General features: G+C 67.6%; 13 protein-coding genes and 2 riboswitches. Of the genes, 7 read left to right on the forward strand and 6 right to left on the reverse strand.

The genetic code is table 11. From position 1 onward, the window contains the following. Positions 1-108: 108 nt before the first annotated feature. Positions 109-258 carry a hypothetical protein gene (locus AC5RV2_RS04220; RefSeq protein ID WP_494091315.1) on the reverse strand — a complete coding sequence of 50 codons (150 nt, stop codon included), beginning with the start codon at positions 256-258 and terminating at the stop codon, positions 109-111. A 29-nt stretch (positions 259-287) separates the two neighbouring features. After that, a riboswitch (SAM riboswitch) is annotated at positions 288-410 on the reverse strand. Positions 411-631: 221 nt separating this feature from the next. Between AC5RV2_RS04220 and AC5RV2_RS04225 the strand changes: the two genes are divergently transcribed. The 3 genes from AC5RV2_RS04225 to AC5RV2_RS04235 all read left to right on the forward strand — a co-directional run bounded on the left by AC5RV2_RS04225 (position 632) and on the right by AC5RV2_RS04235 (position 5,648). Continuing rightward, positions 632-4,219 (forward strand): TM0106 family RecB-like putative nuclease, encoded by a 3,588-nt coding sequence (locus AC5RV2_RS04225; protein WP_494091316.1) that lies wholly within the window; start codon positions 632-634, stop codon positions 4,217-4,219. Positions 4,220-4,447: 228 nt separating this feature from the next. After that, complete coding sequence (locus AC5RV2_RS04230) at positions 4,448-5,077, forward strand: superoxide dismutase (protein WP_494091317.1); 630 nt, start codon at positions 4,448-4,450, stop codon at positions 5,075-5,077. Positions 5,078-5,222: 145 nt separating this feature from the next. Next, positions 5,223-5,648, forward strand: a complete 426-nt coding sequence (locus AC5RV2_RS04235; protein WP_494091333.1) for a pyridoxamine 5'-phosphate oxidase family protein — start codon at positions 5,223-5,225, stop codon at positions 5,646-5,648. Positions 5,649-5,746: 98 nt separating this feature from the next. Here AC5RV2_RS04235 and AC5RV2_RS04240 read toward each other — a convergent pair whose 3' ends face one another. Next, positions 5,747-6,370: an FMN reductase gene (locus AC5RV2_RS04240; RefSeq protein WP_494014640.1), complete on the reverse strand. Its 624-nt coding sequence runs from the start codon at positions 6,368-6,370 to the stop codon at positions 5,747-5,749. 225 nt (positions 6,371-6,595) lie between these two features. On the opposite strand from AC5RV2_RS04240, the gene fdhA reads away from it, so the two are divergent. From fdhA to AC5RV2_RS04255, 3 genes are all read left to right on the forward strand, one after another. Beyond that, positions 6,596-7,807: a formaldehyde dehydrogenase, glutathione-independent gene (fdhA, locus tag AC5RV2_RS04245; protein ID WP_494091318.1), complete on the forward strand. Its 1,212-nt coding sequence runs from the start codon at positions 6,596-6,598 to the stop codon at positions 7,805-7,807. A gap of 33 nt (positions 7,808-7,840) precedes the next feature. Then, complete coding sequence (locus AC5RV2_RS04250; protein ID WP_493979553.1) at positions 7,841-8,242, forward strand: GlcG/HbpS family heme-binding protein; 402 nt, start codon at positions 7,841-7,843, stop codon at positions 8,240-8,242. A gap of 475 nt (positions 8,243-8,717) precedes the next feature. Then, a riboswitch (cyclic di-AMP (ydaO/yuaA leader) is annotated at positions 8,718-8,894 on the forward strand. Positions 8,895-8,897: 3 nt separating this feature from the next. Next, positions 8,898-9,851, forward strand: a complete 954-nt coding sequence (locus AC5RV2_RS04255) for a M23 family metallopeptidase (protein ID WP_494091319.1) — start codon at positions 8,898-8,900, stop codon at positions 9,849-9,851. 81 nt (positions 9,852-9,932) lie between these two features. On the opposite strand, the gene AC5RV2_RS04260 is transcribed toward AC5RV2_RS04255, so the two are convergent. Then, positions 9,933-10,877, reverse strand: coding sequence for an aldo/keto reductase (locus AC5RV2_RS04260; RefSeq protein WP_494091320.1), 945 nt, complete (start codon positions 10,875-10,877; stop codon positions 9,933-9,935). A gap of 150 nt (positions 10,878-11,027) precedes the next feature. On the opposite strand from AC5RV2_RS04260, the gene AC5RV2_RS04265 reads away from it, so the two are divergent. Next, positions 11,028-11,456, forward strand: a complete 429-nt coding sequence (locus AC5RV2_RS04265) for a very short patch repair endonuclease (protein WP_494091321.1) — start codon at positions 11,028-11,030, stop codon at positions 11,454-11,456. A 103-nt stretch (positions 11,457-11,559) separates the two neighbouring features. Here the strand turns inward: AC5RV2_RS04265 and AC5RV2_RS04270 are convergent, their stop codons facing one another. The 3 genes from AC5RV2_RS04270 to AC5RV2_RS04280 form a co-directional block, all read right to left on the reverse strand. Continuing rightward, entirely contained in the window at positions 11,560-13,254 is a 1,695-nt protein-coding gene (locus tag AC5RV2_RS04270) for a thiamine pyrophosphate-binding protein (protein WP_494091322.1), read from the reverse strand. Next, the gene (speB, locus tag AC5RV2_RS04275) at positions 13,251-14,312 is read right to left on the reverse strand and encodes an agmatinase (protein WP_494091323.1); all 1,062 of its coding nucleotides are present in this window, start codon (positions 14,310-14,312) and stop codon (positions 13,251-13,253) included. Before speB ends, AC5RV2_RS04270 begins: the two co-directional genes overlap by 4 nt. 179 nt (positions 14,313-14,491) lie before the next feature. Next, complete coding sequence (locus AC5RV2_RS04280) at positions 14,492-15,067, reverse strand: helix-turn-helix domain-containing protein (protein ID WP_494091324.1); 576 nt, start codon at positions 15,065-15,067, stop codon at positions 14,492-14,494. Positions 15,068-15,147 lie beyond the last annotated feature (80 nt).

Below are 15,147 nucleotides of genomic sequence, written 5' to 3' on the forward strand. Positions count from 1 at the left end.
CGGCTTCGGGAGTCCGAGGCGTCTGCGCGGCTGCGGGGGCCTGAGGTGTGCGCCCCGCCGGCGCCTGCGCGGCTTCGGGGGCGTTCGCTGTCGGTGCGGTCCGCGTGGTCATTGCGCCGCGGCGATGTCGTGCTGCTGCCCGCGGGCCGGCCGTGCGGCATCCAGCAGGAAGTCCACGAAGGCCTCGCGCGCTGCGGAGACCTGTTCGTAGTCGGCCAGGCTCAAGACCTGGAGTTGCGGGGAGGGAGGGATGTCCATGGCAGCCGGCGCCGGGCGCCGCGTCCTTTCGCGTGCTCTTGCCCGCATCGGTAGCCAAGGGCTGATACAGGCCGCTTCGTCATCCGAACCACCCAACGAGCGTGGGGTTGGTATGTGGCCAAGTCGGAGCTTGGCGGCCACAGTTCTTGAAGCTGTTGGCAGTATAGCCAGACCGGCCGCCTTACCGTCGGAGATCGCGGTCACATCGCGTAACAGGGAACCCGGCCCCGAGCGGCTGCCCCATTTCGCGAAAATGTCGGTGCCGGACGGTAGACCTATAACTGCCGGCAGGCACCGGCTGGCGGCGGGATATCGTTGGGGGGACCCGCCGCCGGCCAGGTTGGCACCTGCGCACCTGTTTGAAGGAGGCACCGTGTTTCTGCTCGACTCCGAAGTCGACGGGGCTGACCGCGACCTGGTCTACACAGCCAGCGACCTCGTCATCGCCGCCCAGTGCGAGTACCAGCTGCTGCGCAAGCTGGACGAGAAGCTGGGGCGCTCCCCCGTGGCGGATTTTGGCCGCGACGAGATGCTCGAGCGCACGGCGGAATTGGGCGATCTGCACGAACACCGGGTCTTGCAGCACTTCCGCGACACCTTCGGCGCCGGCGTGGTGGAGATTGCCGAGACCCGCAGTTACACCCGGCAGGATTTGCAGGCCAAGCACGACGAGTCGATCGCGGCGCTGCGCTCCGGCGCGGACGTCGTGTTCCAGGCGTCCTTCTTCGACGGCCGGTTCCATGGACGGTCCGATTTCCTGGTCAAAACCCACGACGACGGCGGGGCTGCCGCCTACGCGGTCTATGACACCAAGCTTGCCCGCCACGCCAAGGTCACCGCGTTGCTGCAGCTGGTCGCGTACGGAGACCAACTCCTGGCAGCCGGCATCGCCGCGGCTCCCACCGTGACGCTGGTATTGGGCGACCGGCGGCACAGCAACCACAGCCTCACCGATCTGCTGCCGGTCTTCCGCGAACGCCGCACCAGGTTCCTGAACCTCGTCACCGCACACCGCGAACAGCCGGACCCGGTCCGTTGGGGGAATGAAAGGGTCACCGCCTGCGGGCGCTGCAACTACTGCGCCGAACAGGTTGAGCTGCACCGGGACCTGCTGCTGGTCGCGAACATGAGCACGCTGCGCCGGCGCAAGCTGCGCGCGGCCGGAATCTTCACCATCGACCAATTGGCCGCCCTGGAACTTCCACCCGGTGAATCACCAGACGGCACGCTGGCCCGGCTCCGCGACCAGGCAAGGATGCAGACCGGCTCCGCCAAGCCGGACGGCCGGGTGACCTACCGGAAGGACGGCGCGGAACACGAGGTTTCGTACCGCGTGCTGGAGCAGCACACGCTCTCCCGCCTGCCTGCGCCCAACCCGGGCGACATCTACTTCGACTTCGAGGGCGACCCGCTGTGGCAGGACGAGGACGGCGTGTGGGGCCTGGAGTACCTTTTCGGCGTGGTGGAAAACCCGCCGGCTGCCGGCACGGCCCCGCCGTTCAAGCCCTTCTGGGCGCACAGCCGCGCCGGCGAACGGCAGGCGCTGGCGGACTTCCTGGAGTACGTCGCCGACCGGCGGCGCCGGTATCCGGGGATGCACATTTACCACTACGCCAACTACGAGAAGGCCGCATTGCGCCGGCTGTCGCTGCAGCACCTGGTGGGTGAGGAAACCGTGGATGACCTGCTGCGCGAGGGCATCCTGGTGGACCTCTACGACACGGTCCGGCACAGCCTGCGGATCTCGGAAAACTCCTACAGCATCAAGAAGCTCGAGCCCTTGTACATGGGAGACAACCTGCGGTCCGGCGACGTCAAGGACGCCGGAGCCTCCGTGGTCGCGTACGCCCGCTACTGTGCGGCCCGGGACGCCGGCAACGAGGCCGAGGCAGACACGGTCCTGAAAAGCATTGCGGACTACAACGAGTACGACTGCCTCTCGACGCTGGAACTGCGCAATTGGCTCCTGCGGTTGGCGGCCGAGCGCGGAGTCGTGCCGGGACGCACCGCCAACGTCCCGCTCGCGGCCGCTTCCTCCGCCGGCAGTGGGACGTTGGCCGCCGACGACGAGCCGTTGCCGCCGGAGGAACGGCGGCTGCAGGACTACGTCGAGGCTGCCGCCGACAAGGCCGCCCGCCGAAACGAGACGCTCTCCGCCGATGAACAGGCCGTCGCCATGGTCGCGGCATCGGTCGGCTACCACCGGCGGGAAGCGAAGCAGTACTGGTGGGCGCATTTCGACCGGCTCGACGCCCCGATGGAGGACTGGGCGGATACCCGCGACGTCTTCACCGTGGATTCCGCGCGCGTCGTTTCCGGGTGGGAGAAGCCGACGCCGCGCAGCAACCCGGTCCGCGTGCTGCGGCTTACCGGGAGGCTGGCGCCCGGATCCACCATCAAGGAAGGCAGCCTGCTCTGCCGGCTCTACGACCAGCCTTTCGCGGCGTTTCTCTGCGACCAGAACGACGGCGTCAATCACCGCGCGTTCTGTTTCGGCGCGGAAGTGCTGGAACTGGGGGCCGACGGGGAGAAGGACACGCTCCTGGTGAAGGAGCGGCTGCCCCGCGGTGCCGACGAGTACAACGAGCCGCCGGTGGCGCTCACACCCGACCAGCCGCTGCCCACCACCTCCATCCGGCAGGCCCTCGCAGACCTCGCCGCCGTTGTTGCCGGCACACTGCCCGGCTTCCCGGCCGAACCGGCGCTGGACCTGCTGCGCCGGCGCCCGCCGCGACTGGCAACACTGGCGCGGCTGCCCGAGGTCCAGGACCACCCGGTCGGCTATGTCGACGCCATCACCGCCGCCGTCGCAGATCTGGACGATTCCTACCTGGCGGTCCAGGGACCGCCAGGTACCGGCAAGACCTACGTCGGTTCGCACGCGGTCGCCCGGCTGGTGGCCCGGGGCTGGAAGGTCGGTGTCGTCGGCCAGTCGCATGCCGTGGTGGACAACATGCTGCGCGCCGCCATCGAGAAGGCCGGCGTGCCGCCGGAAGTCGTTGCCAAGAAACCCAACGGCGACCACGACCTGCCGTGGCCCAACCGGAGTACGGACGATGTGGCCCGGTTGCTCGCTTCTCCGGGGGGCGCGTTGATTGGCGGCACGGCATGGACCATGACGGGGTCTGCTGTCCCGCCGAAGTCGCTGGATCTGCTGGTCATCGACGAAGCCGGCCAGTTCTCGCTGGCCAACACGCTGGCCGTCTCCCGGGCCGCCAGGCGCCTGCTGCTGCTGGGTGACCCGCAGCAGCTGCCCCAGGTCACCCAGGGAACGCATCCGGAACCGGTCGACGAGTCGGCGCTCGGGTGGCTCTCCGACGGCCATGCCACGCTGCCGCCGGAGCTGGGCTACTTCCTCGCCCTGAGCTGGCGCATGCACCCGGACCTGTGCCGGGCCGTCTCCGTCCTGGCCTACGAGGGGCGGCTCAAGTCGGCGCCGGCCGCCGCGCTGCGGCAGCTGGAAGGGGCTCCGCCCGGGGTGGAATGCGTGTACGTGAACCACCACGGCAACGCGACGTCGTCGCCCGAAGAGGCCGCCGAGGTACTGGCCCAGGTCCGCCGGCATCTGGGCCTGCCCTGGCGCGCTGACGGCACGGCCCGGCCGCGCCCCCTGGCCGGAACGGACATCCTCGTGGTGGCACCCTACAACGCCCAGGTCCAGCTGATCCGTTCCGTGCTGGACGGTGCAGGACTGGCAGAGGTCCGGGTAGGCACGGTGGACAAGTTCCAGGGCCAGGAAGCGCCGGTCGTGATCGTTTCCACCGCCGTGTCCGCCGCGGCCGAGGCGCCGCGCGGCATGGAATTCGTGCTGAACCGGAACCGCAACAACGTCGCCGTCTCGCGCGGACAGTGGCGGGCGGTCATCGTGCGCTCGCGCGCCCTGACCGACTACTTGCCCGCCCGGCCCGCCGGCCTGGAGGAGCTGGGGGCCTTCGCGGGCCTCTGTGACTGCGCGGATTGACCCCCACCGCGCCCGCTCTCTGGAGGTGGAAATGTCGTCTCAGGGGGCAAACCGCCCGTCGGGCTGCGGATGCTGGGCTACGTCAGTGGCGAAATTCGCTACGGTGCCAGCCTCGGTCATGTTTGAATGAGGATTGGCAGCTTGGCGGGCCAACCACCCGTTGTCCGTGCCGGCTGGAAGTGTGCACTGAGTAGTTTTCCGCACAGTAATTCCGACGAGAGGAAGAACATGAGCAAGTACGAACTGCCCCAGCTCGACTACGATTACGCGGCCCTCGAGCCGCACATCTCGGCGAGGATCATGGAGCTGCACCACTCCAAGCACCACGCCACCTACGTGGCCGGCGCGAACACCGCGCTGGAGCAGTTGGCCGAGGCCCGCTCCAAGGGCGAATTCGGCAACGTGCCCAAGCTGTCGAAGGACCTGGCGTTCCACTTGGGCGGCCACACCAACCACTCGATCTTCTGGAGGAACCTCTCACCGGAAGGCGGCGACAAGCCCACCGGAGAGCTGGCCTCCGCCATCGATGAGTACTTCGGCTCCTTCGACGCGTTCCGCGGCCACTTCGGCGCCGCCGCGCTGAGCCTGCAGGGCTCGGGCTGGGCCGTGCTGGCCTACGAACCCCTGGGCGGCAACCTGGTCATCGAGCAGCTCTACGACCAGCAGGGCAACATCCCGGTGGGCACCATTCCGCTGCTGATGCTGGACATGTGGGAGCACGCCTTCTACCTCGACTACGTCAACGTCAAGGCCGACTACGTCAAGGCGTTCTGGAACATCGTCAACTGGGCCGACGTCGCAGCCCGCTTCGACGCCGCCCGCGCCGGCGCTTCCGCGCTGATCACCCCGGCCAAGTAACACTGCCGGCCGTGCTCGGGCACGGGAGATAACTCAGGCACCGCCGCTGGGCCGGACAACCGGCCCGGCGGCGGTGCCTCGTCGTTAAGATGTCCGTTTGTACCAGGGACTTCCTTTCGCCGAACCGATGCAGAAGGATGAAGGCATGATGTTCGAACACGACGACGCAGTCCTTGAGCTCAGCGACGAGCAATCGTGGATGCTGCTGGAGAGGACGAAGCATGGCCGCCTCGTCCTCACGGCCGCAGGGGAAACCGACATCTTCCCCATCAACTATGTCGCGCGCGATGGCAGGCTCGTCCTGCGCACGGCGCCGGGCACCAAGCTGGCCGAATTGACGATCAACGACCAGGTCTTGTTCGAGGCCGACGGCATCAGCAGCGAGGAAGCATGGAGCGTCGTCGTCAAAGGCACGGCCCGCGTACTGCAGGATCAGGAGGACATCGCGGCCGCCGAAGCGCTGCCGGTCGAGACCTGGATCCCGACCCTTAAGGATTTCTTTGTGGAAGTGAAGCCGGCCAGCATCAGCGGACGCCACTTCAAACTGGGTCAACAACCCGAACGTTTTTAGCCACAGCAAAGGCCGGTTCGGGTGGTCGCGCTGCGCGCGTGCGCATCGCTAAACCACTCCCGACCGGGCCTTCGTCTTGCTCAGCGGTAGTTGCTCATTCAGTGGCCGACGCTGGCGAGGATCTCCTCGAAGCTTTTGGATTCGACGCCGCCGCGGCCGCGCTCGGTCACCGGCGCGCCCTCCACCAGGTCAACCAGTTCGGCGGCCGCCCGGTCCGAGCGCTCGGACAGTCCGCCGGTTCCCGCCTCACCGGCACCCCAGTCCTCCGGTGCGGCAAAGACCGTGGTTTGTACGGTGCGGGCACGGAGGTAGCTGAACAGCGGACGGACGGCGTAGTCCAGGGCCAGCGAGTGGCGGGCGCTGCCACCGGTGGCGCCCATCAGCACCGGTTTGCCGGCGAGCGCGCGCGGCTCGACCACATCGAAGAAGGACTTGAACAGCCCGCTGTAGGAGGCGCTGAAGACCGGGGTCACGACGATCAGCGCATCGGCTGCCACGGTTGCCTTGAGCACTTCGTCCAGCTTCGGCGCGGCGTAGCCGGTCACCATGTTGTTGGCGATATCGACGGCGTAATCGCGCAGCTCCACCAGTCGAACCTCGGCCTCGACGCCCTTCAAGCGGAACTGGTCCACGGCAGAGGCAGCCAACTGGTCAGCCAGCATCCGGCTCGAGGACGGAACGCCGAGTCCGGCGGATATAACAACGATCTTGCGCTCTGACACTGAGACCCTCCTGGTTTGTTCATGCAATCGCATCTAGATGGGTCAACCAAGGCACTGCGAAGATTATTCCGGGCCATGCCGACGACGGAGGCCCGCGGTCGCCACGCTTGCGCGGCGGGCGTCGGCCCGCAAGAAGCGCAAGGCCGCCTCAACCCTAGCCAGCCCCCGTCCAAGAGGGCTACCGTGGCACCCACCACCCGTGACTTTCGGATCAGAGGAATCCCCATGAGCAGCAATCGAGCAGTGGCTTACAAGGAACCCGGCAAGGTCGAAGTGATCGACATCGACTATCCAAGTTTCACGCTCAAGGATGGTCCGGGGGTCCACCCGGACAACGTGGGCCGGCAGGTGTCGCACGGAGTCATCCTGCGCACCGTTGCCACCAACATCTGCGGCTCCGACCAGCACATGGTCCGGGGCCGTACTACTGCCCCGAAGAACCTAGTCCTGGGCCATGAAATCACCGGCGAAGTCGTCGACGTCGGCTCCGACGTGGAGTTCATCAAGGTCGGCGACATCGTCTCCGTCCCCTTCAATATCGCGTGCGGACGCTGCCGGAACTGCAAGGAGCGGAAGACCGGCATCTGCCTGAACGTCAATCCCGAGCGCCCGGGCAGCGCCTACGGCTACGTGGACATGGGCGGCTGGGTGGGCGGCCAGGCCGAGTACGTGTTGGTCCCCTACGCCGACTGGAACCTGCTGAAGTTCCCGGACAAGGACCAGGCGCTCGAGAAGATCATGGACCTGACCATGCTCTCCGATATCTTCCCCACCGGCTTCCACGGCGCCGTCACCGCCGGCGTGGGGGTTGGCTCCACCGTGTACATCGCCGGAGCGGGGCCCGTGGGGTTGGCCGCCGCGGCCAGTGCCCAGTTGCTGGGCGCCGCCGTCGTGATTGTCGGGGACATGAACGAGGGCCGCCTTGCCCAGGCGCGCAGCTTCGGCTGCGAGACCGTGGACGTCTCCCAAGGCCATCCCAAGGACCAGATTGAGCAGCTTTTAGGCGTCCCGGAGGTGGATTGCGGCGTGGACGCGGTGGGTTTCGAGGCCCGCGGGCACGGTAAGGACGCCCAAGAGGCGCCGGCCACCGTGCTGAACTCGCTGATGGAGATCACTGCGGCCGGCGGGGCGCTGGGCATCCCGGGGCTGTACGTCACCGGCGATCCGGGCGGGATCGACGAGGCCGCGCAGAAAGGCTCGCTCTCGCTCTCGCTGGGCACGGGCTGGGCCAAGTCGCTCTCCTTCACCACGGGACAGTGCCCGGTGATGAAGTACCACCGCGGCCTGATGATGGCCATCCTGCATGACCGGGTGCAGATCGCGAAGGCCGTGAATGCCACGGCCATCCCCTTGGATGACGCGCCGAAGGGCTATGCGGAGTTCGACGCCGGTGCCGCGACCAAGTACGTGCTCGACCCCAACGGTTACATCAGCTAGGCCCCGCGACGGGCCTCGGATCTAGGAGCAAACATGGACACCGTCACACTGGAAGACGCCCGCCGGGTCATTGCCGCCGCCGAGGCCAAGGCCGCCGACATCGGCCAGCCGATGAACATCGCCGTGGCCGATGCCGGCGGAAACCTTGTCTCGCACGTGCGGATGGACGGGGCGTGGCTGGGCAGCATCGACATTTCGATCAACAAGGCCTTCACCTCGCGGGCGTTCGACATCCAGACCAAGGACCTGGGCGACAACTCGCAGCCGGGCAACCAGTTCTACGGCATCCATGCCAGCAACCACGGCCGGATCATGATCTTCGCCGGCGGCATCCCGCTCTCCCGCGACGGCCAGGTGGTCGGTTCGATCGGCGTCAGCGGCGGCTCCGGGGAGCAGGATCAGTCTGTGGCGGAGGCCGGAGCGGCGGCACTCTAACCTGGGGCTTTTCAGCGGGCGCGCCCGATCCCCGGCGTCGCCGCGTGCCGGACCGGCCGACCGGCTGTGCGGGTGTCGTCCCTCTCGTCGTCGCCGGACTTTCGGCCTAGGCTGGATCGGCCCGCCCGCCCCTCCTACTGCTTGTTGCGGTCACCACTTCGCGCATCCGCGGCTGCCGCACTCTGCGCCACGATCCGCCTGCGCAGATTTTCCAGGCGCGCGAGGTAGCGGCCGGAACGCCCACAGGGAGTTCCGGCGCGCCGTGGTATCGGTCACGGCCGGGGAGCGCCATGGGGCTCCGCGCCTCCCGCAAACACCGGCAGGACGGGTCAGAAATCGCTGCCAGGCCGCACTTCTGGTGACAAGGAACACGGATAACGAATTTGTAACGCCGCGTGTCGCTCCGGTAATTTTGAATTTGTTCCTATCTATCTAGGTAGGCACCGGTCCGCCCGTCTAACCCTGCCAGCGGACCGGAAGAATCGAGCTTTAGATCGAAGGCAGGGGCGGAGGAACCACTTACGGTGCTTGGGGGCACCTCGGGGTGAAGTCCTCACCGGTACAGTCCAACCCTGAAATCCGACTGCCGGCAGGACCGAGTGAACTCTCGCTCGAATCCGACAGCTAACTTCGCAGGCGCAAGAGAGGAAACCCTGTGAACAACCCTGTGCGCGGTCGTCGCCGTTCCGACACCCCCACGAATTCCCTGTCCAAGATCTCGCGTTCCGCCCTGGCGAAGATCACCCGTTCCAGCGAGGGCTCCCCTGCCCGCCGCGAAAAGGAAGCATCCCCCGCGGCCTACTCCCTCGCCCGCAAGACCGGCCTGGCTGCCGTTGCCGCCGGCATCCTGGCCGCGGCAGTGGTCCCGGTGGCCCAGGCCGGCGGCACTACCGACGTCGGCTCCGACCGCGCTTCGGAACAAAGCCCCGTGCAGATTCAGGCCGCCAAGGAGACCGAACTCGGGTTTGACCGGGCCAAGGTAGCCAGCAAGGGTGCCCAGGAGGAAGCCCAGGTTGCCGCCGCGGCCGCCGACAAGAAGCAGGCCGACGAAAAGGCAGCGGCCGCCAAGAAGGCCGAGGCCGAGAAGAAGGCGAAGGCCGAAGCTGCGGCCAAGAAGGAAGCTGCCGCCAAAAAGGCTGCAGCGGAGAAGAAGGCGAAGGCTGCGGCCGCAGCCAAGAAGGCCGCCGCGGCCAAGGCGAAGACCGTCGGCTTTGCGACCGGCAAGCTGGCCGCTCCGATCCCGAACATGAACCAGACCTCCGGCTTCGGCTACCGCCAGAACCCGATCACCGGTGCTGCCGGCGAGCTGCACACCGGTATTGACTACGCCATGGCCTGCGGCACCCCTGTCCATGCGGCCGACGGCGGCAAGGTCGTCGAGGCCGGCTGGCAGGTTGGCGGCGGCGGCAACCGCATCGTGGTTCAGCACGGCAGCGGGCTGAAGACCACCTACAACCACCTGCAGTCGATCGGCGTTTCTCTGGGCCAGAAGGTCGCCAAGGGCCAGGCCATCGGCCAGCTGGGCACCACCGGCAACTCCACCGGCTGCCACCTGCACTTCGAGGTCGTCAAGGACGGTCAGCTCGTGGATCCGGCCGGCTGGCTCTGACCCACCCTCGACGACGGCGGAGCTTCCGCCACCGACGACGGCGATGCCCACGCGGGCATCGCCGTCGTCGTTAAAAACCGGTCAGGCGAAGGGCTGCGACGCTCGGTCCAGCGCGGCAACTTCGTCGGCGGTCAGCTCGACATGTGTGGCGGCCATCAGCTCCGGCAGCTGTTCGGGCGTGCGGGCGCTGGCCAGCGGAGCGGTAATGCCTGGCTTGGTCAGCAGCCAGGCGAGCGCGGTCGTCGTGAGGGAGATGCCGCGCGACTGGGCGACGGTCTCCAAGGCGTCCACCACGGCGAAGCCCTCGGTCGTGAGGTAATCACGGAGCATGCCGCCGCGCGGGCTGCTGTCGGCGTCATCCGTCGAGTGGTACTTGCCGGACAGGAAACCGGAAGCGAGCGAAGAGTACGGGAACACCGAGAGGTTGTGTTCCCGGGCCAGCGGAGCGTAGCCCTGTTCGTAGTCTTTGCGGGCCACCAGGTTGTAGTGCGGCTGCAGCGCGACCGGCAGCGCAAACCCGTTCTGCTGCGCGATGTTCATCCACTCGGCGATCCGCTCCGGGGACAGGTTGGACAAGCCGATCTGGCGGACCTTGCCCTCTCTCACCAGGGCGTCGAAGGCGGCGGCCGCCTCAATCAACGGGGTGCCGTCGTCGTCGTAATGGGCGTAGTACAGGTCAATGTATTCGGTGCCCAGCCGCTGCAGCGAAGCCTCGGCGGCAGCGGCCACGTTCACCGCGGACAGTCCCTGGAGCTCCGGATGGCCGCCCACCTTCGTGGCAATGACGACCGATTCGCGGTTTTTCCGGTCCGCCATCCAGCGGCCGATGATCTCCTCGGATTCGCCCCCGCGGTTACCCGGAACCCACGCTGAGTAGCTGTCCGCGGTGTCGATGAAGTTGCCGCCGGCCTCGGTGAAGGCATCCAGCACCTGCTGCGAACCGGACTCGTCCGAGGTCCAGCCGAAGGTGTTGCCGCCCAGAGCGAGCGGGAAGATCTTGATATCCGAAGTGCCGATCAAGCGCATCGAAGGTCCTTTCGAAGGTCAGGGGCGGCCTTCGCATGCCGCTTACGTTTAACCTAGCAGCGGCGGACGCGTCCCCCGGACGCGGGGGACGGCGCAGCCTGGCGGCCGGAAGCCCCGTCGGGCAGTACCTCGCTCCCCTAGACTTTACGTATGGCCGACTCGCTGACCCCGCAGCAGCGCAGCGCCAACATGGCTAAAATCCGCGGCAAAAACACCAAACCCGAGCTTTTGGTCCGGAAACTGCTGCATGCCAAGGGATACCGCTACCGCCTGCATGGCAGCGCAGGCGGCCGGAAACTGCCGGGCAAACCGGATCTGGTTTTCGCCGGACGGCGGAAAGTGATCTTCGTCAACGGCTGCTTCTGGCATGCCCATGACTGCAGGGTCGGCCGGCACGCGCCGAAGTCCAACGCCGGCTTCTGGGAAGCCAAACGGACGCGTACGGCTGCCCGCGACGAAGCCCAACGGTCGGCGCTGCAGGCGGCCGGCTGGCAGGTCCTCACCGTCTGGGAGTGCGAGTTCAAGAAAACCGGCGACCTGGCCGCGCTTGAGGACAAGCTGGTCGCTTTCCTCGCCTGAGCCGGACCGCCGAGCCGAGAGCCCCTCCGCCCGCGGGCAGAATCCGGGGTGAAGGGGCTCTTGGCCAAGGGAACGCGGCCATGGGGCCGCCGTCGGGGTTGGGTCAGACGTGAGTGGGGGCAAACATCTTCAGCAGTGTCTCGACGACGATGACGTTCGGTCCCTCGGCGGCGAAGCTTTCCCGGAGTGCGGGGCCGACATCCTCCGGCGCCACCCTGCGTGCCGGCACGCCAAAGGCCTGTGCCAGGGCCACGAAATCCGGCCGCGCCAGTTCCGTTGCCGTCGCCCGGCCGAACGTGCCTTCCATATACTCGCGCAGGATGCCGTAGCCGCCGTCGTCCACAATCAGCCAGGTGACCGGCAGGTCATGCTGCCGGACGGTGGCCAGCTCGCTGATCGAATACATCGCCGAGCCGTCGCCGGAGACGGCCAGCACGCGGGCTGGCTTTCCCTGGCTGGCCAGGCCGACGCTGCCGCCGATGGCGCCGGGAAAACCGTAGCCCAGGCCGCCGGCGCCCTGGGCCGAGTGGAACTCGCCGTCGCGCGAGTCCCAGCAGCTCCAGGCCCAGTACGCGGAGATGGTCATGTCCCAGAAGGTTTGCATGTCGTCCGGCACGGCCTCGCGAATGTCCGCCATGAAGGTCCGCTCCTTGGCCAGGTCCTGGCCGTCCAGGCGGGCCTGGACCTTGGCCAGCGTGTCCTTGACCAGCTGCTCGGGCGTCTGGCCATGCCAGTCGGGTCCGTTACCCGGATTGCCGGAGAGGGCTGCGTCCAGAGCCTGAAGTGCCTGGCCGGCGTCAGCGCGGATTCCCAGCGCCGGACCGTTGGATTCCAGGACGCGGGGTTCGGCGTCGATCTGGATGATCCGGCCCCGCGGTTCCATGGTGAAATAGTTGCTCGTCACTTCCCCCAGCGACGAACCTACGACCACCAGGACGTCCGCGTCTTCGAGGACGTCGGTGACGTACCGGTCCTCGACCCAGGATTGCAGCGAGAGCTCGTGGTTCCACGGGAACGCGCCGTTGCCGCCCGGCGAACAGACCACCGGGGCACGCAGCTTTTCCGCGATGGAGCGCAGCCACGGTTGGGCCTTGCCCCTGCGGGCCCCGCCGCCGGCGATGATGGCCGGCCGCTTGGCCTCGGAGAGCCAGTGCACGGCTTCCTTGACGAGCTCGGTCCGCGGCGGATTGTCGAATGCCTCGGCCAGCGCGTCCTCCACCGGCGGCACCATGATCGGGTCCAGCAGGACGTTCTGCGGAACCTCCACCCAGACCGGCCCCTGTGGCGACGAAATGGCCTCGGTCCAGGCGTCCTGGATGGCCGACGGGATGCCGGACGCGTGCTGGATCAACCGCTGGCTCTTGGTGACGTTGGCCGCGGAGGCCTTTTGGTCGTCGAGCTGGTGCAGCATGCCCTTGCGGCGCGCGCCCAAGCCTTCGAGCGGAATCTGGCTGGCGATGACCACCATCGGCACACCGGTGGCGTAGGCCTCCTGCAGCCCGGCCAACGAGGTCAGGGCGCCGGGGCCGGTGGAGAGGAACAGCACGCCGACCTCGCCGGTGGCACGCGAGAACCCGTCCGCCGCGAACGCGGAGTTGTTCTCCACCCGGGAGGAGACGAAGCGCAACGAAGAACGGGACAAGGCGTCGAACAACCCCAAGGCGTGCTGCCCCGGGATCCCGAACACCGTCGTCGCGCCCAGGGCGCTGAGGGTTTCGACGACGAGGTCCCCGCCGTTGCGGACGGGCGGTTCCGCCGGGGCCGCTTCGGTGGAGGGGGCTTTCCCTGCTGCTGTCATTCGAAGGACTCCTGATCCGATCCGTCGCCGCTGCCCACGGTGGCGCCCGCGCGCTTCAGCGCTTGGGCGCTGTAGCCGTTGCCGGACCCGCCGGCCGCGGTGTCGGCCATCAGCGAGACAAGTTCGTAGGCCACGTGGCTGCCGGCAACCCCTGTCATCTCCGCGTGATCGTAGGCGGGTGCCACTTCCACGACGTCGGCGCCCACGAGGTTCATGCCGCGGAACCCGCGGATGATTTCGAGCAGCTCGCGGCTGGTGATGCCGCCGGCCTCCGGGGTGCCGGTGCCGGGTGCGTGGGCCGGGTCCAGCACGTCGATGTCGACCGAAATGTAGAGCGGGGTGTCGCCGATCCGGTCGCGCAGCTTGGCCACCACGTCGCGGACGCCCTCGTAGTAGACGTCCGAGCTGGTGACAATGCCGAAACCGAAACGATGGTCGTCGTCGAGGTCCTTCTTGCCGTAGAGCGGGCCGCGGGTGCCCACGTGGCAGATCGCCTCGGTGTCCAGGATGCCTTCCTCCACGGCGCGGCGGAACGGGGTGCCGTGCGTGTACTCGGCACCGAAGTAGGTGTCCCACGTATCGAGGTGCGCGTCGAAATGCAGCATGACGACCGGGCCGCCGGCACGCTCGGCGGCCGCGCGGAGCAGCGGCAGCGCGATGGTGTGGTCACCGCCGAGGGTGACCAGCTTGGTGCCGGAGGCGGTCAGGTCGAGGGCGTTCTGCTGAATGGTCTCGATGGCCTCGTTGATGTTGAACGGGTTCACCGCCATGTCGCCGGCGTCGGCCACCTGGACCTCTTCGAACGGGCTGAGGTCCCATGCGGGATTGTACGGCCGCAGCAGGCGCGAAGCCTCGCGGACGTGGTTGGCGCCGAACCGGGCGCCGGGACGGTAGGACACGCCTGAATCGAACGGAACCCCGACGACGGCGATGTCCGCCTGCTGCACCTGGTCCAGGCGCGGCAGCCGGGCGAAGGTGGCGGCTCCGGCGTACCGCGGGATGCGGGACGAATCGATCGGGCCGAGATGGCCGTTGGCTTCCACACGAAGCTCTTCCATGGTTCTCCTCTGAGGGGCGCGGGCGGCGGGCGGTGGGGTCGGGCCGTCAGGAGCCGCGGGATGGCCGCGTGCCGTACTGGAACGGCCGACCGACGGTTGCCTTATGTGCAACATCTGTTGCCTGTGATGTTATTTGTGGTGGGGGTAACAGTCAAGACCGCGTCCGGGCGGCCTGGGAACTAGCGTGCGGCCGCAGGGACCAGCGTCCAGGTGACGATGGCCTCTTCGTCGCTCTCGTTGATCCAGGTGTGCGGCTCCCGCCCGGAGAAGGAAATGGTGTCGCCGGCGTCGAGTACGTAGCGCTCGGAGGTGAAGACCAGGGTGATGCTGCCGGCGATCACATGCAGGACATCCACGTCGCAGTCCACCGAGTAGAGATCGGCTTCGCCGCGGCCGTGCGGTTCGATCACGGCACGGATGATCTGCAGTCGGCGCTCGTGCCGGGCGGTCAGCAGCTCCTCCTTGATTCCTTCTCCGCCCAGGTTGATCCGCGGCCCCTCTCCCGCGCGCGAGACGTGCGTTTCCGGCATCGAGAAGAGGTCCCCGATGGAGATGGACAGCACTTGGCACAGGGTGACCAGCGAGGCCACCGACGGCGAGGTCAGGTCACGCTCCACCCGGCTGAGGAATCCCTTGGTGAGCCCCGTCGAATCCGCAACCTGCTCGATGGTCATCCGCTGCCCTTGGCGTGCGGCGCGGATCCGCGAGCCGATGGCCACCGGGTCATTGCTGGGTTCGACTGGCAGTGCCTTCACTGATCATCCTTTTCGGTGCAGAGTTGAAGAAGCGGCGTGCAGTGACGGGGAAATGGCCCCGGCCGAAACCGGGACAGCCT

It is taken from the genome of Arthrobacter sp. Y3225116 (assembly GCF_059091245.1).

Coding starts and splice junctions, on each gene's coding strand:
- AC5RV2_RS04265 (WP_494091321.1), top strand. CDS start 11,028: ATGGCCGACTCGCTGACCCCGCAGCAGCGCAGCGCCAACATGGCTAAA.
- AC5RV2_RS04220 (WP_494091315.1), bottom strand. CDS start 258: ATGGACATCCCTCCCTCCCCGCAACTCCAGGTCTTGAGCCTGGCCGAC.
- speB (WP_494091323.1), bottom strand. CDS start 14,312: ATGGAAGAGCTTCGTGTGGAAGCCAACGGCCATCTCGGCCCGATCGAT.
- fdhA (WP_494091318.1), top strand. CDS start 6,596: ATGAGCAGCAATCGAGCAGTGGCTTACAAGGAACCCGGCAAGGTCGAA.
- AC5RV2_RS04260 (WP_494091320.1), bottom strand. CDS start 10,877: ATGCGCTTGATCGGCACTTCGGATATCAAGATCTTCCCGCTCGCTCTG.
- AC5RV2_RS04250 (WP_493979553.1), top strand. CDS start 7,841: ATGGACACCGTCACACTGGAAGACGCCCGCCGGGTCATTGCCGCCGCC.
- AC5RV2_RS04270 (WP_494091322.1), bottom strand. CDS start 13,254: ATGACAGCAGCAGGGAAAGCCCCCTCCACCGAAGCGGCCCCGGCGGAA.
- AC5RV2_RS04230 (WP_494091317.1), top strand. CDS start 4,448: ATGAGCAAGTACGAACTGCCCCAGCTCGACTACGATTACGCGGCCCTC.
- AC5RV2_RS04235 (WP_494091333.1), top strand. CDS start 5,223: ATGATGTTCGAACACGACGACGCAGTCCTTGAGCTCAGCGACGAGCAA.